This is a genomic window from Acinetobacter lwoffii, assembly GCF_015602705.1.
In the GTDB taxonomy this organism is placed as follows: domain Bacteria; phylum Pseudomonadota; class Gammaproteobacteria; order Pseudomonadales; family Moraxellaceae; genus Acinetobacter; species Acinetobacter lwoffii_E.
The window spans coordinates 2,948,793-2,967,392 of sequence record NZ_CP059081.1 but is presented as its reverse complement, the minus strand read 5'-3'; the positions used below and the strand labels follow the sequence as shown (position 1 = coordinate 2,967,392).

Here is an 18,600-nt window from a genome sequence, read left to right as displayed (position 1 = left end):
GTAATTTTTGTAGAAAAAAAAGACATACGTGAAAAATATAGTGAATTGGGGGTTGCAATGATTCTGAAATCCTCTAGAATGCACCCATACCGACGAGATAGACGGAAACGAACGAAGCAGAATGGCAGAGTTGTTGAGTTTATCGAAGTCCAGCTTCTGGCACTGACGAGGTGTTAGAAAGATCATTAAGAGATTATGAAGAACAACTTGTGTGGATTTTTACTGGTTGATCGATCGAAATTATTTTCATTGATTGATGGTAGAAATTACTCGAAGTTTATTTGAGAAATATTTGTCAGAAAATTGATGAGCCAAGATTGGCACCCTTTAAGGTGCTACATAGTATTAAACTGAAGAGTTTGATCATGGCTCAGATTGAACGCTGGCGGCAGGCTTAACACATGCAAGTCGAGCGGGGAAATGTAGCTTGCTACATTACCTAGCGGCGGACGGGTGAGTAATGCTTAGGAATCTGCCTATTAGTGGGGGACAACATCTCGAAAGGGATGCTAATACCGCATACGTCCTACGGGAGAAAGCAGGGGACCTTCGGGCCTTGCGCTAATAGATGAGCCTAAGTCGGATTAGCTAGTTGGTGGGGTAAAGGCCTACCAAGGCGACGATCTGTAGCGGGTCTGAGAGGATGATCCGCCACACTGGGACTGAGACACGGCCCAGACTCCTACGGGAGGCAGCAGTGGGGAATATTGGACAATGGGGGGAACCCTGATCCAGCCATGCCGCGTGTGTGAAGAAGGCCTTTTGGTTGTAAAGCACTTTAAGCGAGGAGGAGGCTACCGAGATTAATACTCTTGGATAGTGGACGTTACTCGCAGAATAAGCACCGGCTAACTCTGTGCCAGCAGCCGCGGTAATACAGAGGGTGCAAGCGTTAATCGGATTTACTGGGCGTAAAGCGCGCGTAGGTGGCCAATTAAGTCAAATGTGAAATCCCCGAGCTTAACTTGGGAATTGCATTCGATACTGGTTGGCTAGAGTATGGGAGAGGATGGTAGAATTCCAGGTGTAGCGGTGAAATGCGTAGAGATCTGGAGGAATACCGATGGCGAAGGCAGCCATCTGGCCTAATACTGACACTGAGGTGCGAAAGCATGGGGAGCAAACAGGATTAGATACCCTGGTAGTCCATGCCGTAAACGATGTCTACTAGCCGTTGGGGCCTTTGAGGCTTTAGTGGCGCAGCTAACGCGATAAGTAGACCGCCTGGGGAGTACGGTCGCAAGACTAAAACTCAAATGAATTGACGGGGGCCCGCACAAGCGGTGGAGCATGTGGTTTAATTCGATGCAACGCGAAGAACCTTACCTGGTCTTGACATAGTAAGAACTTTCCAGAGATGGATTGGTGCCTTCGGGAACTTACATACAGGTGCTGCATGGCTGTCGTCAGCTCGTGTCGTGAGATGTTGGGTTAAGTCCCGCAACGAGCGCAACCCTTTTCCTTATTTGCCAGCGGGTTAAGCCGGGAACTTTAAGGATACTGCCAGTGACAAACTGGAGGAAGGCGGGGACGACGTCAAGTCATCATGGCCCTTACGACCAGGGCTACACACGTGCTACAATGGTCGGTACAAAGGGTTGCTACCACGCGAGTGGATGCTAATCTCAAAAAGCCGATCGTAGTCCGGATTGGAGTCTGCAACTCGACTCCATGAAGTCGGAATCGCTAGTAATCGCGGATCAGAATGCCGCGGTGAATACGTTCCCGGGCCTTGTACACACCGCCCGTCACACCATGGGAGTTTGTTGCACCAGAAGTAGGTAGTCTAACCTTAGGGGGGACGCTTACCACGGTGTGGCAGATGACTGGGGTGAAGTCGTAACAAGGTAGCCGTAGGGGAACCTGCGGCTGGATCACCTCCTTAACGAAAGATTGACGATTGGTAAGAATCCACAACAAGTTGTTCTTCATACGATGTATCTGAGGGTCTGTAGCTCAGTTGGTTAGAGCACACGCTTGATAAGCGTGGGGTCACAAGTTCAAGTCTTGTCAGACCCACCAAATCTGACTAACGAAGCATGAAAGTGCTGAAGCAAACAGAACAGAACGATACATTGACTTATTGATAAGCTGGGGACTTAGCTTAGTTGGTAGAGCGCCTGCTTTGCACGCAGGAGGTCAGGAGTTCGACTCTCCTAGTCTCCACCAAATTTCAAGATCATAAAAGCACTGCTTTTACTTGAAATTTAAGCAAGAAGCTACGCTTCGCGCAGTATGTAAGCATACAGTGATGAAGTTGTTTAGTTCCTAAGCGATCAGGTGTTTAGATCCTAGAGATTAACAAGTACAAGCGTTATGATACGCGCACTTGATAATCTCTGTGATTTATCACAGTTTCCTGACCTGACGAAGGCTGGAAAAATCATTAACAGAATATATTTGAGTTGAAATAATTTGTTCAAACTCGTTTTTAAGATCAACACTAACAGTGATTTATTACTGTGATGTGAAGATTAAAGAAATGAGTTCTAGCGAAATTAACTGAATCAAGCGTTTTGGTATATGAATCTAATTGAAGCTGTACAGTAGTTGAATCTACGAAACGCCAACTGTATGAGAGTGTTGAAAGACACAATCTGTTGCTTATCCCACTTGTAAGGATAAACGACTGTTTGGGGTTGTATAGTCAAGTAATTAAGTGCATGTGGTGGATGCCTTGGCAGTCAGAGGCGAAGAAAGACGTGATAGCCTGCGAAAAGCTCCGGGGAGGCGGCAAATATCCTGTGATCCGGAGATGTCTGAATGGGGAAACCCACTTACCATAAGGTAGGTATTGCAACATGAATACATAGTGTTGCAAGGCGAACGAGGGGAAGTGAAACATCTCAGTACCCTTAGGAAAAGAAATCAATTGAGATTCCCTCAGTAGCGGCGAGCGAAAGGGGAAGAGCCCATTAAGTCATATAAGTTCTAGTGGAACGCTCTGGGAAGTGCGACCGTAGACGGTGATAGTCCTGTACACGAAAGGGCTTATATGATGATGTCGAGTAGGGCGAGGCACGTGAAACCTTGTCTGAATATGGGGGGACCATCCTCCAAGGCTAAATACTCCTGACTGACCGATAGTGAACCAGTACCGTGAGGGAAAGGCGAAAAGAACCCCTGTGAGGGGAGTGAAATAGATCCTGAAACCGCATGCATACAAGCAGTGGGAGCCGACTTGTTCGGTGACTGCGTACCTTTTGTATAATGGGTCAGCGACTTATATTCAGTAGCAAGGTTAACCGCATAGGGGAGCCGTAGGGAAACCGAGTCTTAATAGGGCGTTTAGTTGCTGGGTATAGACCCGAAACCAGGTGATCTATCCATGAGCAGGTTGAAGGTTGGGTAACACTAACTGGAGGACCGAACCCACTGTCGTTGAAAAGCCAGGGGATGACTTGTGGATAGGGGTGAAAGGCTAATCAAACTTGGTGATAGCTGGTTCTCCCCGAAAGCTATTTAGGTAGCGCCTCGGACGAATACCATTGGGGGTAGAGCACTGTTTCGGCTAGGGGGTCATCCCGACTTACCAAACCGATGCAAACTCCGAATACCAATGAGTACTATCCGGGAGACAGACTGCGGGTGCTAACGTCCGTAGTCAAGAGGAAAACAATCCAGACCGCCAGCTAAGGCCCCAAAATTATAGTTAAGTGGGAAACGATGTGGGAAGGCATAGACAGCTAGGAGGTTGGCTTAGAAGCAGCCACCCTTTAAAGAAAGCGTAATAGCTCACTAGTCGAGTCGGCCTGCGCGGAAGATGTAACGGGGCTAAAACTATATGCCGAAGCTGCGGATGCATAATTTATTATGCGTGGTAGGGGAGCGTTCTGTAAGCCGATGAAGGTGGATTGAGAAGTCTGCTGGAGGTATCAGAAGTGCGAATGCTGACGTGAGTAACGACAATGCGAGTGAAAAACTCGCACGCTGAAAGACCAAGGGTTCCAGTCCAACGTTAATCGGGGCTGGGTGAGTCGACCCCTAAGGCGAGGCCGAGAGGCGTAGTCGATGGGAAATTGGTTAATATTCCAATACTTCTGTGTAATGCGATGAGAGGACGGAGAAGGTTAAGTCAGCCTGGCGTTGGTTGTCCAGGTGGAAGGTTGTAGGCATGTATCTTAGGCAAATCCGGGGTACTCTATGCTGAGAACTGATAGCAAGCTGTACTTGTACAGTGAAGTGGCTGATACCATGCTTCCAGGAAAAGTCTCTAAGCTTCAGTTACACAGGAATCGTACCCGAAACCGACACAGGTGGTCAGGTCGAGTAGACCAAAGCGCTTGAGAGAACTCTGCTGAAGGAACTAGGCAAAATGGTACCGTAACTTCGGGAGAAGGTACGCTGTTGTCTGTGATAGGACTTGCTCCTTGAGCGGCCGACAGCCTCAGAAACCAGGCCCCTGCAACTGTTTATTAAAAACATAGCACTCTGCAAACACGAAAGTGGACGTATAGGGTGTGATGCCTGCCCGGTGCTGGAAGGTTAATTGATGGGGTTAGCGTAAGCGAAGCTCTTGATCGAAGCCCCAGTAAACGGCGGCCGTAACTATAACGGTCCTAAGGTAGCGAAATTCCTTGTCGGGTAAGTTCCGACCTGCACGAATGGCATAATGATGGGGGCGCTGTCTCCAGCAGAGACTCAGTGAAATCGAATTCGCCGTGAAGATGCGGTGTACCCGCGGCTAGACGGAAAGACCCCGTGAACCTTTACTGCAGCTTGACATTGAACTTTGATCTTACTTGTGTAGGATAGGTGGGAGGCTTTGAAGTCGCGACGCTAGTTGCGATGGAGCCGTCCTTGAAATACCACCCTGGTAATATTGAGGTTCTAACTCTGTCCCGTTATCCGGGACGAGGACCATGTCTGGTGGGTAGTTTGACTGGGGCGGTCTCCTCCTAAAGAGTAACGGAGGAGTACGAAGGTGCGCTCAGCGTGGTCGGAAATCACGCGTAGAGTATAAAGGCAAAAGCGCGCTTAACTGCGAGACCCACAAGTCGAGCAGGTACGAAAGTAGGTCTTAGTGATCCGGTGGTTCTGTATGGAAGGGCCATCGCTCAACGGATAAAAGGTACTCTGGGGATAACAGGCTGATACCGCCCAAGAGTTCATATCGACGGCGGTGTTTGGCACCTCGATGTCGGCTCATCTCATCCTGGGGCTGAAGCAGGTCCCAAGGGTATGGCTGTTCGCCATTTAAAGAGGTACGCGAGCTGGGTTTAGAACGTCGTGAGACAGTTCGGTCCCTATCTACCGTGGGCGTTGGAAATTTGAGAGGATCTGCTCCTAGTACGAGAGGACCAGAGTGGACGAACCTCTGGTGTACCGGTTGTCACGCCAGTGGCATCGCCGGGTAGCTATGTTCGGAAGGGATAACCGCTGAAAGCATCTAAGCGGGAAGCCTACCTCAAGATAAGATTTCCCCGAGACTTTATGTCTCCTAAAGAGCCGTTGAAGACTACGACGTTGATAGGTTGGATGTGGAAGCATAGTGATATGTGAAGCTGACCAATACTAATTGCTCGTGAGGCTTGACTATACAACACCCAAGCAGTTGTATATAAAGCATCAATTGATTTCATATTGATCTAACGATCAGACGAAGCCTTGATTTAGTTAAGCTAATCGAACAAACTACTGCAACTCAGATATATCTGTTAATGAACGATGTTCAAAGCACTGCTTTGAACAGAGTGCAAGATTTGAAGAAAGCTAAGGCAGCCATAAGACCTCAGTAAGTAATCATACCAGTTGTGCTGGCGACCATAGCAAGAGTGAACCACCTGATCCCTTCCCGAACTCAGAAGTGAAACCTCTTAGCGCTGATGGTAGTGTGGGGTTACCCATGTGAGAGTAAGTCATCGCCAGCTCATTATTCGAAACACCCCCTTCGTTAGAAGGGGGTGTTTTTTATGTGTAAAAAATATAAATAAAACTTCAAAATTAAATCGTTTTATAGCTTTTAAAATGTATCTATTTACCTTTCTCTGCTGAATTTACATCAGGAATTCTGTATCTTGATGTTAATTTGAACAATAAATCAGTATGGAGAAGATAATGTTGTCGCAATTTAAAATAAAAATTCTACTCAGTTGTTGTGCTTTAGCGTTTACTGCCTGTCATGCAGAGAATTCATCTTCTAGAAGTACTCAAGAGACCTCTACATCAGCTGCCAAATCGGATGCAGTCTCTTCAAACTTGCAAAAATATAAGACCGAACAGGTTGCTCAATTTAATGAACCATGGGCGATTACTACTTTAAATGATGGCCGGCTATTGGTTACTGAGCGTAAAGGAAAATTGCAGCTCTTTGATCCAAAAACCAAGAAAAAAATCGAGGTGAAAGGTATACCCCAGGTTGCGTATGGGGGCCAAGGCGGCTTAGGTGAAGTTGCTTTACATCCAGATTTTGCAAAGAATCGATGGGTATATCTGAGTTATGCTGAAAAGGGTCAAGGTGGATATGGTGCTGTGGTCGTTCGTGGCAAACTTGATTTGAGACAGTCTACCCCCCAACTGAAACAGATTGAACGGATCTGGACGCAAGTGCCGAAATTTTCAGGCCAGGGACATTATGCCCATCGGATTGTATTCGGGTCGGATGGTAAGTTATGGATCAGTTCAGGAGAACGTCAGCAATTCAACCCTGCACAGGACATGCAATCTAATGCCGGTAAGATTATTCGCCTGAATGATGATGGCTCAATCCCTGCCGATAATCCGTTTATGACTCAGGGTAAAATTGCCCAGCAGGTCTGGAGTCTTGGACACCGTAATCCTCTAGGCATGGCTTTTGATCCGAAAGGGCAGCTTTGGGTGATCGAAATGGGACCGAAAGGCGGCGATGAACTGAACAAGATTGTCAAAGCTAAAAATTATGGTTATCCGTTAGTGTCTAATGGCAATCATTATGATGGCAAGCCGATTCCTGATCACAGTACCCGACCTGAATTTGAAGCCCCGGCACTGGATTGGACTCCGGTAATTTCTCCTTCAGATTTAATATTTTATACGGCTAATGTCTTCCCGCAATGGAAAAATAAGGCGATTGCGACCGGTCTGTCTTCCAAGGCGATTGTGATTGTGGATACGAACCAGACCCCAGTGAAAGAAGTTCAGCGTCTGGATATGAAAGAGCGGATTCGCGGGGTTGCTCAGGCACAGGATGGTTCACTGTGGGTGATTCAAGATGGTCCGCAAGCAGCTCTGTTAAAAATGACAGCACCTTAATCCTCTGCTTTTAGGATGCTTATCTAAATATGAAATATTGAATAAGCTGACCATCTGAATAAAAATCTTTTTAAGCTGATGCTGGCATGAAAGAAAAAGGCCTCTACATCCTGTGAAGGCCTTTTCATATTCTGTTAAAGGTATAATGTCTGTTATACCGATCAGCATCCTGCTACGTGATTTTTTTTATTTTTCTTACAAGACTTCCTGTCTTGGTATGATCTGAATATAGCCTGAAGCGACGCAGCGCAATAGGGCAGTTTAGCTGCATAGATTGTAGGTCAAAGCCGACAGCCGAATTTTAAAAAGATAAATTCAAAAATACTGTTTCAATATGATCTTTTGACCAAATCATAAACTGCGGTGATGATTTTGCTGCATTTTAGCGAGAGAATACTCTTTTGATATACATCAACTGATTTAAATAAAACGTCGATAAAATAATAAAAAGGAAACTCCTATGCCTACGATTCAAATTGAAGTTCGGCAACAATATCCTCAAGCAGTTGAGGAACAATTGCTCAACAACGTATTTCATTGTGTACAAACCGCCTTTCAGATGCCTGAATATGATCGTAATATTCGTCTGGTCGTGCATGAAGCGCATCGTTTTCATTATATGAGCCATTTAGCTCAGCCTGAATATTTTACCTTGATCAGTATTGACTGTTTTGCTGGCCGCAGTCTGGAGACCAAGCGCAATTTATATCAGCAGATGGTCAAAAGTCTCGGAGAAATCGGCATTCCTGCAGATCATATTCTGATTCATCTGAGAGAAAGTGCACTAGAAAATTGGGAGATCCGGGGAGGGCAGGCCGCCTGTGATGTTGATCTCGGCTTTAAGGTTGATGTTTGATGCATTCCGATCACTACTCTAGTTAAACCTAAAGTTTAAACAGAAAAGCCTCAACATCCTGTCGAGGCTTTTCTGGATTTGCTTCTCAGATCTGACTCCTGTCTAATCTGTCAACGTCCTGTTGATTGGCGCTTTTTATTGTTGTCGTATCGCTTTGCAGACTTCCTGTCTGTCTATGTACTCACTATAGCCTCGCATAAAATGACTGCATAGCGGCTAAACTCTGCGCTGCATGTAGGCTAAAACGTACAGGGCTGTCGTCCAGTCATTAAGCACTGACATATTGAATCAGTCTATCCACTACAGCTTTTAAGTTTTTATTATCAAATTCATTGCCTTGGAAGGAATAATCTTTGTTGCGTGCAAAGATGTCACGGATTTCGATCACGGCATTGGTATCTACCAGTCCAAGTTGAGTGCCGACTTGACGAATCTGGTCAATCGAACGTGATCCGTTGGTCGCACCATAACCAATATAAGCTGCCGGTTTGCCTTGCCATTCCTTGCCGAGATAATCCAGGGCATTTTTCAGGGCAGGGCTATAGCCATGATTGTATTCAGGCGTGACAAAAATAAAGGCATCGCCAAGCGCAATCTTGTCGGCCCAGTCTTGCTGTTTGGGCTGATCATAAATCCCGGTCAATGGGGGATGAGCACCAGAAAACAGCGGAAGATCCCATTCTTTTAGATCGACAATTTCAGTTTCCAAAGTGCTAAAGGCATAACTTTTAATTTCCTGCAGTACCCAGTGCGCCACTTTAATCGCAGTACGTCCCTCACGAACACTCCCAACCACAATATAAATTTTCATGTTTCATCCTTTCTTCGGGTCTGATCATCAAATTAATCAGATTTCAGGAAGGTGACTAGAGATGATTTGTATCCGGAAAATAAAAAGCTCCCGAAGGAGCTTTTTTAAAATCAGTTAATTAGCTGAGGTTTTACATCAGTTTAATGCCTTGCTGACCCGCAGGTGTCACTTTAAAGATTTCCACTTCAAAGGTGATGTTTTTGCCTGCCAATGGATGGTTAAAGTCCACTTCAGTGATGTCATCATTCACCGATCTCACCACGCCATACAGGGTGGCTTTGGCTTTGTCTTCAAACTCGATCATGTGACCTTCGATCGGACGTTCTCCGAACTTCACCGTATCAAATTTCTGGATGTTTTCTGGATTCCATGGACCAAAAGCATCTTCTGGCGGCAGGCTCACCGTACGACGGTCACCGGCACGTAAACCAAACAATGCTTTTTCAAAACCAGGCAGTAAATTGCCATCACCAATCACCAGGCTGACCGGTTCTTCACGGCTACGGGTATTGTCAATTTCCACGCCATTTTCGATTGCGACAGAAAAGTGCAGCTCGACTTTAGAACCGTCTGCAACCCGGGTTTCTTCGTTAGGATGAATAAAATCAGTCATGTTGTGCTTGCGCCCGTTGAATTCGATGTTTTTCTAAGAAAAAGGTATCAATCAGCATCAGAATAGTGCCTACAGTAATAGCACTATCTGCGATATTGAACGCAGGGAAGTGGCTGTTCTGGTAATACACATGAATAAAATCGACTACATAGCCGAGGCTGACCCGGTCGATTAAATTACCGATGGCACCACCCAGAATCAGGGCAATCGCCAATGGTAAAATTTTCATGTCTTTTGGCATGCGCATCAGCCAAAACACAAAGATTACAGACACTAAACCTGCCAGTGAAGTAAAGAAATAGCGTTGCCAACCACCGGCATCGGACAGGAAACTAAAGGCAGCGCCATAGTTATGTAGCAGTGTCCAATTTAAAAAGGGCAGCACAGGAACAGGATCTGCATAGTTCAGATTTGTCACTGCAATCCATTTGGTCCATTGATCCAGAATGATCGCCAGAATGGCCAGTCCAACCCACCATAAATTATGTGGATAGAACTGGAATAAGCCCTTTTTGGTGTGGGTATTAGGCATATTTTCTCTCTTCGCCTTGGCCTGTAGGAAGGTTGATGATACAACGACCGCATAGACCAGGATGTGCAGAATGTGTATTTACATCTGGTAATACATGCCAGCAACGTACGCATTTTTCGCCATCAGCTGCTGAAACTTTCACATTCAAGCCTTCAAGATCAGACGCTTCACCTTGTGCTGCATCAAACTCATTGACGATCACTTGTGATGTGATCAGTACGAAACGAAGCTCATCACTTAACTTATCTAGCACTGCTTTTAATTCGGCATTTGCCCAAAGTTCAACTTTGGCAGACAAGTTAGAACCGACAGTTTTCGCGGTACGTGCAGTTTCAATGAATTTGTTTACTGCAGATTTCACGGCAATGAGCGTTTGCCATTCAGCTTCAGATACTACATTTGCAGTTGAAGCCACAGGAATATCATACCATTCAGCCGTGAACACGTATTTCTCTGATTGCTCAGGAATTAACGGCCAAGCTTCTTGTGCAGTGAAGCTCAGGATTGGTGACATCCAACGCACGAATGCTTGTACCAAGTGATACAACGCAGTTTGTGCAGAATGACGTGCTTGCGAATCCGCTTTCGTGGTGTATTGACGGTCTTTGATGATGTCTAAGTAGAAACCACCCAAGTCATTGATACAGAAATTAGTCAGAGCAGTCGTTACGATATGGAAGTTCATATCTTCGTATGCTTTCTTAATGGTTTCTTGCACTTCAGATGCACGTTGCAGAATGTATTGATCCAGCGCGATCAATTGATCTACAGGAAGCGCATCTGTTGATGGTTTGAAGCCATTCAGGTTAGCAAGCAAGAAACGAAGCGTGTTACGGATACGACGATAACCGTCAGAGGCACGGCTAAAGATTTCTTTACCAGCGGTCATTTCATAACGGTAATCCGCAGAGGCGATCCAGAAACGTAAACCATCCGCACCCATATCTTTAATGATGTCTTGCGGCGTGATCACGTTACCGATCGACTTGGACATCTTGCGGCCTTTTTCATCCACGACGAAACCGTGAGTCAATAGACCTTTATATGGCGCACGTTCGTTAATCGCAATCGAGGTCAATAACGACGACTGGAACCAGCCACGGTGCTGGTCTGAACCTTCAAGGTACAAATCAGCAGGATCAGTCAGTTCTTCACGTTCACGCAGTACCGCATAGTGCGTTGTACCAGAGTCAAACCAGACATCTAATGTGTCACGAACTGCGTTGTATTGTTCAGCATCCGCACCGATAAACTCAGAGGCATCACGGTTATACCAGCCATCAATGCCTTCTTGCTCGATCAGCTTAGCCACTTCTTCAATCAGTTCAGGCGTACGTGGGTGCAATTCATTGGTGTCTTTGTGTACGAAGAACGGAATTGGCACACCCCAAGTACGTTGACGTGAAATACACCAGTCCGGACGACCTTCAATCATCGCCTGGATACGGTTTTTACCCCAGTCCGGTACAAAGCTGATATCGTTTTCAATCGCATTCAGTGCATTTTGACGCAGACCTTTGGCATCCATGCTGATGAACCATTGTGGGGTCGCACGGAAGATAATCGGGGTTTTATGGCGCCAGCAATGCGGGTAGCTATGCTTGATCACCACGTGTGCCCAAAGCTTGGTCGCTTCAGTCAATGCTGCAATGATTTTTGGATTGGCTTTGTAGATGTGCTCGCCCGGGAAGATTGGCGACGTTGGTAAATACACACCATTACCACCGACTGGGTTTTCAACTTTCAAGTTATACTGTAAGCCAACTTTATAGTCGTCCACACCGTGACCCGGTGCAGTATGTACAGCACCTGTACCGCTAGCATCGGTGACGTGTTCACCCAAGATCACTGGCACTTGGCGCTCAGCAATTAAAGGATGTTGAAGAACTAAATTCTCAAGTTTTGCACCTGTGAATTCAGCAAGCACTTCAAATGCAGTAAAGCCATAACGCTGAGTTGCAGACTCAACCAATGATTTCGCAAGGATGAAGTTTTGTGATGCTTTGTTTTCACCAGTTGCTTTCACCAGTTGGTATTCAAGTTCAGCGTGTAATGCAACCGCTTGGTTGGCAGGCATGGTCCAAGGCGTTGTTGTCCAAATCACGATATCCGTACGATCAGCGATTTCTACGCCGACACGTGCAGATAAATCAGCAAGGTCTACAACCGTGAAACCGACGTCAATTGCGTCAGATTTTTTATCTTCGTATTCAACTTCAGCTTCAGCGAGTGATGAACCACAGTCTAAACACCAGTTGACTGGTTTCAGACCTGGCTCGATATGACCTGCTTTCGCGATTGCACCCAATGAACGTACGATGTCAGCTTCTTGTTTGAAGTTCATCGTTAAGTAAGGATTGTCCCAATCCCCGAATACGCCCATACGTACGAAGTCTTTCTTTTGAAGCTCAACTTGGGTGTAGGCATATTCACGGCAGGCTTTACGGAAGGTAGATGCATCCACTTTTACGCCGACTTTACCGACTTTTTCTTCGACTTTGAGTTCGATTGGCAAACCGTGACAGTCCCAGCCCGGTACATACGGTGCATCAAAACCATCCATGACACGACTTTTGATAATGATGTCTTTGAGTACTTTGTTGACCGCATGACCCAAATGGATTTGACCATTGGCATAAGGAGGGCCGTCATGAAGCACGTATTTTTTCTTGCCAATACGCGATTCACGAATCTGCTGATAAATGTTGTCGGCATACCACTCTTCTAACCATTTCGCTTCACGTACTGCCAAATTTGCTTTCATTGCAAAGTCAGTACCTGGGAGGTTTAGCGTGGCTTTATAGTCCACTGCATTTTCAGGAGTTTGCTTATCGCTCATGCAAGTCGTCTTCCAATCTAATCAGTTATGTCACTGACACGTTTTACAATAAAAATATGGGATATTAAAAGGGAAATGTGGGGTGATTTCGACGAAACTCAAGCAGTTTCTCGACATCATCATCAATTCCGGCTTTTAGCGCTTCAAGCGAAGGATAGTCCTTTTCGCCATGTAAATAGTTTAAGAACGTCACCCGCATCAACAGGCCATACAGATTAGCAGAAACATCTGGAAAATGTACTTCTAATCGCCACTCTGGATGTGCTTGTTTGATGGCTGGACGTGTGCCGACATGACCTGCCCCAAACAGAGCAGTGGGGTCATAACCTGCAATGCCTGTTTGCGCTGCAGAATCGGCTTTTACCTTGTCTTTTAAGGATAGGGTTTCGCAAATGACTTCCACCCCGTAAATGCCATTCAGACAGGGCTTATGACGGTTGAGCCGTACATTAATGGTGGGGAAATCAATGGTTCGACCAATCTGATCACCATATTGCACCCGCCCGGTAATGCTATAAGGACGACCCAGCAATTGTGCGGCCAAGGCTAAATCACCGGCTTGTAAGGTCTGGCGAATCCGGGTGGAACTGACACGCTCACCATCTAGAGCAATGGTATTTAAATTGGTGACTTCAAAGCCGTAATTGCGCAAGAATTCACTGTTGCCTTGGCGGTTTTTACCAAAGTGAAAATCATCGCCCAAGACCAGATGCCGGGCATTCAGTTTTTCTTTTAAAATGTCGGCAAAGGCTTCTGCAGTCAGGCTGCGAAAAGTATGGTCAAATTTCGCCACTGCGATATAGTCCACACCCAGCTCAGTCAGATATTCAACTTTTTCACGCAATGATGAAATACGCGGTGGAGCATCATAACCCTGAAAGTATTCAAGTGGTTGCGGCTCGAAAATCATCACTACAGATTTTAAACCCTGTGCTTTGGCCACCTGTTGCAGCTGACGGATCATCGCCTGATGGCCTAAATGCACGCCGTCAAAATTACCGATGGTCACGGCAGTTTTGGGTAATTCAGAATGAGAGGCTAAAGCATTTAGACGGAGCAGCTGCATGGGCAAATCAAGTGCTTAGAAATATCGAGAGGCTATATATTGCCATAATCTCGCGCTTTCGTCTTGCTGTTGTGTTTTTATGCAATATTTTTCTTGAAAATTCATCTTCCTTGGAATTGAGTCGGCTGGTTTTTCTACGCACTAAGTATATTTGATCAGAGCACTGATGCTTTTCATTCAGCCGGTTTTGTTTTCTAATGTCAGGGTTTTTCTTGATATCAGGTGTTTCGAATGTCCGATCTGGCGCTCATCATGGCTCTACCCAATGAATCCAAAGGCTTGTTTGAAGCAGAAGGCATTCAGGTACATTACAGCGGGATTGGCAAAGTCAACGCGGCCTTTAAAGCCTTTGAGGTGATTCAGAACACCGGTTGCAGTACCTTGCTGAATTTGGGAAGCGCGGGGAGTTCGCATTTCAATGCGCATGAACTGGTCGAAGTCACGCAATTTGTACAGCGTGATATGGATGTGTCGCCCCTCGGCTTTGAGGTCGGTATGACCCCGATGGATCAGCATTTCCCGGGTGCGATTGAGCTGGATTCTTTCTTTGACCATTTGCCGAAAGGGATTTGTGGAACAGGCGACAGCTTTGAAACCGGTATTTCAAAAGTGGCGTGTAATCTGGTCGATATGGAAGGCTATGCCTTGGCCAAAGTCTGTAAAAAGCTGGGCGTTCGGCTGATTTCAGTGAAATACATTACTGATGGAGCCAATGAGACTGCGCATCTGGATTGGGAAGAAAATCTGTTATTGGGTGCGAAAAAATTATTAGATTTATATCAAATGGTAAAATAAATAGGAAGGTTAAGTTTGCTCGGCGACCATAGCAGCTATGGTCGTGTGCCAATCAGAAGCGCTTGCTTATTTATCCGTGCGTGGAATCACGCCGTATAACATCATGTGTACCGTATGCTGGATAATGCGTTGCTGCATGCTGCGGTTACGCAAGGTTTTACCCGTGACCATTTCCATTTGGGTCGCAAAGTCTGCATAGTTCTGGGTAATCGCCCAAATATTCAGAATCAGTAACTCAGGATCAATATCTGCAGAAATCTTGCCTTGCTCCTGCCAGTTGGAAATTACTTTGGCTTTACGCTTGACCAGTTTTTTCAGCGGACCTTTTAAAATTTCCAGAATATGCGGTGCACCTTGAATCACCTCCAAAGCAAATAAACGGGATGCTTTAGGCTGGGTACGCGACACTTCAATTTTTTGCATCAAATAATTGGTGATCGCTTCTTCAGGTTCAAGTTCAGCTTCCAGGGTTTGTAAAGGCGCCAGCCATTTTTGTAAAACGGTGGTTAATACCTCGACATACAGGGCTTCTTTATTTTCATAATAATAGAAAATATTCGACTTATGCATTTCTGCAATTTGTGCGATTTCATCCAGGCTTGCCCCATTAAAACCATATAGGGAAAATACGTCTAGTGCAGCATTTAGCAGCTGATTGCGTTTTTGAGTACTCTTTTTTTGTTCCATTAGCAAATATAAAAAACAATGAAAAAGGGAATCCTCAATTGTACGGCAAATCATCAGATTTGTGCACACAGTCACAGGCTAATTTTTTGAATAATGATGATTTATTCTCTAGATCAATATTTTAAACAGGCTAAATGCATCTATACCAGGAGAAAAATTCAAGTTTCTGAAAATACTTCATTTATTCATCTTTTTTCTTCATCAATTGAAGAGAAGAATAATACTGAAATGAATCTGATGAAAATGTATTCTTATGGAGATAAATGTATTTTTATAAGAATAAGACCCAAAACCATGCGCGATTTTGGGTTGGATTGGGTATTCAGGTCGCTAAAACTGCCTGCAAGACCTCCTGTTCTAGTTCTGCAAATGTCACACTTTTTTGCCGGGGACGTGGCAAATTGACCTTAAATTCTTTGGCAATATGGCCTTTGTCCAGCAAGATAATCCGGTCTGCCAATTGCACTGCTTCACTGACATCGTGCGTGACCAGAATGGTGGTAAAGCCTTGCTCGGTCCAGAGACGTTCAATCAGGTTCTGCATTTCCAGACGTGTCAGGGCATCCAAGGCGCCGAGCGGTTCATCCAGCAGTAGAATACGCGGCTGATGCGATAATGCCCGCGCCAAGGCGGTACGTTGCCGTTGTCCTCCAGAAAGCTGTGAAGGCCACAGTCCAGTTTTTTCTTTGAGTCCGACCTTTTCCAGCATTTGCGAAGCTTTGGCATGCTGCTCCTTCGGTAAACCGAGTTGAACATTCTGTTCGATGCTGCGCCAGGGCAGCAGGCGAGGGTCCTGAAACATCACCCGGATATCATCGGTAGTAATGCCTTCGCGAATATGCCGGGCTGACTTAAACTTGATTTCGCCGTAGCTTTGCTGTTCCAGATCGGCAATCAGGCGCAATAAGGTACTTTTACCACAACCGCTGCGACCAACAATTGCCAGAAATTCACCCGGCTGGATATGCAGGTCCAGATCTTCCAGAACCTTGACCGAACCGTAAAACTTGTGCAGCTGTTCAATGATAATTTCGGCACCGATCACTGCAGCAGGATTGATCTCTGCCGCAGGTTGGTCCAGTGGCACAATCGGGTCATTGGCATGACGCCCTAAACTGAGATCAGTCATCACATGCTCCTCATTTATTCTTTATTTTTGATAGCCGGCATGCCAGCGCAGCAGGAATCGCTCTAAGGCCACGGCCAGAACATCGGCCAGTTTGCCGAGCAGGGCATACAATAAAATACCTACCAGAACCACGTCAGTTTGCAAAAATTCACGTGCATTCATGGTCATATAACCAATACCAGACTGGGCGGAAATGGTTTCGGCCACGATTAACAATACCCAGACCAGACCTAGAGAAAAACGCAGTCCGACCAGAATTGACGGCATCGCACCCGGCAGAATAATTTCTTTATACAGTTGCCAGCGAGTTAAGCCATAGCTTTTGCCCATCTCGATCAATTGCGGATCGACGGAACGAATCCCATGATAGGTATTGATATAAATCGGGAAAAATACCCCAATCGCCACCAGAAACAATTTGGCAGATTCATCAATCCCGAACCATAAGATGACTAGGGGAATGAGTGCCAGTGCAGGAATATTGCGGATCATCTGCAAGGTGGTGTCGAGCAGGGTAGAGGCAGTTTTGGATGAACCATTTAACAGACCCAGCAATAGGCCCAAACCACCACCTACCAATAATCCGCTGATGGCACGTCCTGCACTGACTTGCACATGCGTCCACAGTTCACCGCTGAGCAATAAATTCCAGAAGGCTAAAACCACGGCACTCGGTGCAGGCAGAATCCGGCTTTCCAGCAGGCCTGTGCTAGAGGCAATTTGCCAAACTGCAATCAAGAAAATTGGAACCAGCCAGGGCAGCAGATGCTGCTCCAGAATTGTTCCACGTGAAACCTGCTTTGGGGTCAGGGTTTCAACGGAACCGACTTTTGACATTAAGCAGACTCCTTAATTTTCTCAGCCTGCTTGTTCTCGTCCGGTGTGTAGTTGTTCGCCACGATTTCACCAAATGGACCGGTCAAGTTTGGTTGAGTGAGTTTTTGCTGGGTTTCCAGTGGAAGTAAAGGGAATACCAGTTCTGCAAAACGGATGGATTCTTCCAGATGTGGATAGCCTGAGAAAATAAAGGTGCTGATCCCCAGATCGGCATATTCCTGGATACGTGTAGCGACAGTTTCCGGATCGCCGACCAGTGCCGTACCTGCACCACCACGAACCAGACCCACACCTGCCCAGAGGTTTGGAGAAACTTCGAGTTTGCTGCGATCGCCATTGTGCAGTTCTGCCATACGGCGCTGACCGACCGAGTCCATGGATTTGAACTTGGCTTGGGCTGCAGCGATAGTGGCATCATCCACATATTGAATCAGTTCTTCAGCCGCCGCCCAGGCCTGCTCATTGGTTTCGCGTACGATCACGTGTAAACGGATCCCGTAATTCAGTTCACGACCTTTAGCTGCAGCCTTGGCTTTTACCACTGCAATTTTTTCTTTGACTGCTGCCGGTGGCTCGCCCCAGGTCAAGTAAGTATCGACCTGATCCGTGGCCAGCTCAATGGCATCATCCGATGAGCCACCAAACCATAAAGGCGGATGCGGCTGCTGAATGGGTGGATACAGCAATTTTGCATCATCGACACTTAAGCGTTCACCATGGAATGTGAAGCTTTCACCAGTATGCGAGCGTTTTAAAATTTCACGCCAGATGGTGGTGTATTCGGTCGCCGTTTTATAGCGGGTTGTGTGATCTTCATAGACGCCGTCACCTTTTAGTTCCTGTTCATCACCGCCAGTCACCAGATTCAGCAGCACCCGGCCATTGGACAAGCGGTCAAAGGTCGCGGTCATACGTGCAGCCAGTGCCGGAGTGGTCACGCCTGGACGCAGCGCCACCAGGAATTTTAATTTTTTGGTCGCATCAATCAGGCTGGCTGCGGTTAACCATGGATCTTCACAAGAACGGCCAGTCGGAATTAGCACCCCTTCATAACCTAAGTTATCTACCGCAACGGCAATCTGCTTCATGTAGGTATGATCTACAACACGTGCGCCCTTGCTGGTGCCTAAGTAACGACTGTCGCCATGAGTGGGGATAAACCAGAAAATTTTCATGTGATATTCCTTAAATTAAATCATCTTGTT

The 18,600-nt window shown here is 46.1% G+C and carries 12 protein-coding genes, 2 tRNA genes and 3 rRNA genes; 8 read left to right on the top strand and 9 right to left on the bottom strand.

Features of this window, described 5'->3' with window-relative positions; translation table 11 throughout:
• The first annotated feature begins 347 nt into the window (after positions 1 to 347).
• The 7 genes from H0S56_RS14105 (at position 348) to H0S56_RS14075 (ending at position 8,086) form a co-directional block, all read left to right on the top strand.
• Positions 348 to 1,885, top strand: a 16S ribosomal RNA gene (locus tag H0S56_RS14105).
• Between the two features lie 60 nt (positions 1,886 to 1,945).
• A tRNA-Ile gene (locus H0S56_RS14100) sits at positions 1,946 to 2,022 on the top strand.
• 71 nt (positions 2,023 to 2,093) lie between these two features.
• A tRNA-Ala gene (locus tag H0S56_RS14095) sits at positions 2,094 to 2,169 on the top strand.
• 476 nt (positions 2,170 to 2,645) lie between these two features.
• Positions 2,646 to 5,539: ribosomal RNA gene (locus tag H0S56_RS14090) — 23S ribosomal RNA — on the top strand.
• Positions 5,540 to 5,755: 216 nt separating this feature from the next.
• Positions 5,756 to 5,870 (top strand): 5S ribosomal RNA (rrf, locus tag H0S56_RS14085).
• Together the 16S, 23S and 5S rRNA genes with 2 tRNA genes alongside form the textbook arrangement of a ribosomal RNA operon.
• Positions 5,871 to 6,057: 187 nt before the next feature.
• A complete protein-coding gene (locus H0S56_RS14080; RefSeq protein WP_195725343.1) occupies positions 6,058 to 7,230 on the top strand; it encodes a PQQ-dependent sugar dehydrogenase in 1,173 nt (390 codons plus the stop codon).
• 460 nt (positions 7,231 to 7,690) lie between these two features.
• Complete coding sequence (locus H0S56_RS14075) at positions 7,691 to 8,086, top strand: tautomerase family protein (protein ID WP_195725342.1); 396 nt, start codon at positions 7,691 to 7,693, stop codon at positions 8,084 to 8,086.
• A gap of 268 nt (positions 8,087 to 8,354) precedes the next feature.
• Here H0S56_RS14075 and H0S56_RS14070 read toward each other — a convergent pair whose 3' ends face one another.
• The 5 genes from H0S56_RS14070 to ribF form a co-directional block, all read right to left on the bottom strand.
• Complete coding sequence (locus H0S56_RS14070) at positions 8,355 to 8,897, bottom strand: NADPH-dependent FMN reductase (RefSeq protein ID WP_004281216.1); 543 nt, start codon at positions 8,895 to 8,897, stop codon at positions 8,355 to 8,357.
• A 130-nt stretch (positions 8,898 to 9,027) separates the two neighbouring features.
• On the bottom strand, positions 9,028 to 9,510 hold the full coding sequence (locus tag H0S56_RS14065; RefSeq protein WP_004281217.1) for an FKBP-type peptidyl-prolyl cis-trans isomerase: 483 nt from the start codon (positions 9,508 to 9,510) through the stop codon (positions 9,028 to 9,030).
• Positions 9,503 to 10,042: a signal peptidase II gene (gene lspA, locus H0S56_RS14060; protein ID WP_004281218.1), complete on the bottom strand. Its 540-nt coding sequence runs from the start codon at positions 10,040 to 10,042 to the stop codon at positions 9,503 to 9,505. The genes H0S56_RS14065 and lspA overlap by 8 nt, the downstream gene beginning before the upstream one ends.
• Positions 10,035 to 12,881, bottom strand: coding sequence for an isoleucine--tRNA ligase (ileS, locus tag H0S56_RS14055; RefSeq protein ID WP_195725341.1), 2,847 nt, complete (start codon positions 12,879 to 12,881; stop codon positions 10,035 to 10,037). The genes lspA and ileS overlap by 8 nt, the downstream gene beginning before the upstream one ends.
• A gap of 64 nt (positions 12,882 to 12,945) precedes the next feature.
• Complete coding sequence (gene ribF, locus H0S56_RS14050) at positions 12,946 to 13,947, bottom strand: bifunctional riboflavin kinase/FAD synthetase (protein WP_195725340.1); 1,002 nt, start codon at positions 13,945 to 13,947, stop codon at positions 12,946 to 12,948.
• Positions 13,948 to 14,178: 231 nt separating this feature from the next.
• On the opposite strand from ribF, the gene H0S56_RS14045 reads away from it, so the two are divergent.
• Positions 14,179 to 14,742 carry a 5'-methylthioadenosine/S-adenosylhomocysteine nucleosidase family protein gene (locus H0S56_RS14045; RefSeq protein ID WP_195725339.1) on the top strand — a complete coding sequence of 188 codons (564 nt, stop codon included), beginning with the start codon at positions 14,179 to 14,181 and terminating at the stop codon, positions 14,740 to 14,742.
• Positions 14,743 to 14,808: 66 nt separating this feature from the next.
• Here the strand turns inward: H0S56_RS14045 and H0S56_RS14040 are convergent, their stop codons facing one another.
• From H0S56_RS14040 to ssuD, 4 genes are all read right to left on the bottom strand, one after another.
• Positions 14,809 to 15,429 (bottom strand): TetR family transcriptional regulator C-terminal domain-containing protein, encoded by a 621-nt coding sequence (locus H0S56_RS14040; protein WP_004281222.1) that lies wholly within the window; start codon positions 15,427 to 15,429, stop codon positions 14,809 to 14,811.
• Between the two features lie 322 nt (positions 15,430 to 15,751).
• A complete protein-coding gene (locus H0S56_RS14035) occupies positions 15,752 to 16,558 on the bottom strand; it encodes an ABC transporter ATP-binding protein (RefSeq protein ID WP_195725338.1) in 807 nt (268 codons plus the stop codon).
• 21 nt (positions 16,559 to 16,579) lie between these two features.
• Entirely contained in the window at positions 16,580 to 17,395 is an 816-nt protein-coding gene (gene ssuC, locus H0S56_RS14030; RefSeq protein ID WP_004281224.1) for an aliphatic sulfonate ABC transporter permease SsuC, read from the bottom strand.
• The gene (ssuD, locus tag H0S56_RS14025; RefSeq protein WP_195725337.1) at positions 17,395 to 18,570 is read right to left on the bottom strand and encodes an FMNH2-dependent alkanesulfonate monooxygenase; all 1,176 of its coding nucleotides are present in this window, start codon (positions 18,568 to 18,570) and stop codon (positions 17,395 to 17,397) included. The genes ssuC and ssuD overlap by 1 nt, the downstream gene beginning before the upstream one ends.
• Between the last annotated feature and the right edge of the window lie 30 nt (positions 18,571 to 18,600).

Coding starts and splice junctions, on each gene's coding strand:
- H0S56_RS14065 (WP_004281217.1), bottom strand. CDS start 9,510: ATGACTGATTTTATTCATCCTAACGAAGAAACCCGGGTTGCAGACGGT.
- lspA (WP_004281218.1), bottom strand. CDS start 10,042: ATGCCTAATACCCACACCAAAAAGGGCTTATTCCAGTTCTATCCACAT.
- ssuC (WP_004281224.1), bottom strand. CDS start 17,395: ATGTCAAAAGTCGGTTCCGTTGAAACCCTGACCCCAAAGCAGGTTTCA.
- ileS (WP_195725341.1), bottom strand. CDS start 12,881: ATGAGCGATAAGCAAACTCCTGAAAATGCAGTGGACTATAAAGCCACG.
- H0S56_RS14045 (WP_195725339.1), top strand. CDS start 14,179: ATGTCCGATCTGGCGCTCATCATGGCTCTACCCAATGAATCCAAAGGC.
- H0S56_RS14070 (WP_004281216.1), bottom strand. CDS start 8,897: ATGAAAATTTATATTGTGGTTGGGAGTGTTCGTGAGGGACGTACTGCG.
- H0S56_RS14035 (WP_195725338.1), bottom strand. CDS start 16,558: ATGACTGATCTCAGTTTAGGGCGTCATGCCAATGACCCGATTGTGCCA.
- ssuD (WP_195725337.1), bottom strand. CDS start 18,570: ATGAAAATTTTCTGGTTTATCCCCACTCATGGCGACAGTCGTTACTTA.
- H0S56_RS14080 (WP_195725343.1), top strand. CDS start 6,058: ATGTTGTCGCAATTTAAAATAAAAATTCTACTCAGTTGTTGTGCTTTA.
- ribF (WP_195725340.1), bottom strand. CDS start 13,947: ATGCAGCTGCTCCGTCTAAATGCTTTAGCCTCTCATTCTGAATTACCC.
- H0S56_RS14040 (WP_004281222.1), bottom strand. CDS start 15,429: ATGGAACAAAAAAAGAGTACTCAAAAACGCAATCAGCTGCTAAATGCT.
- H0S56_RS14075 (WP_195725342.1), top strand. CDS start 7,691: ATGCCTACGATTCAAATTGAAGTTCGGCAACAATATCCTCAAGCAGTT.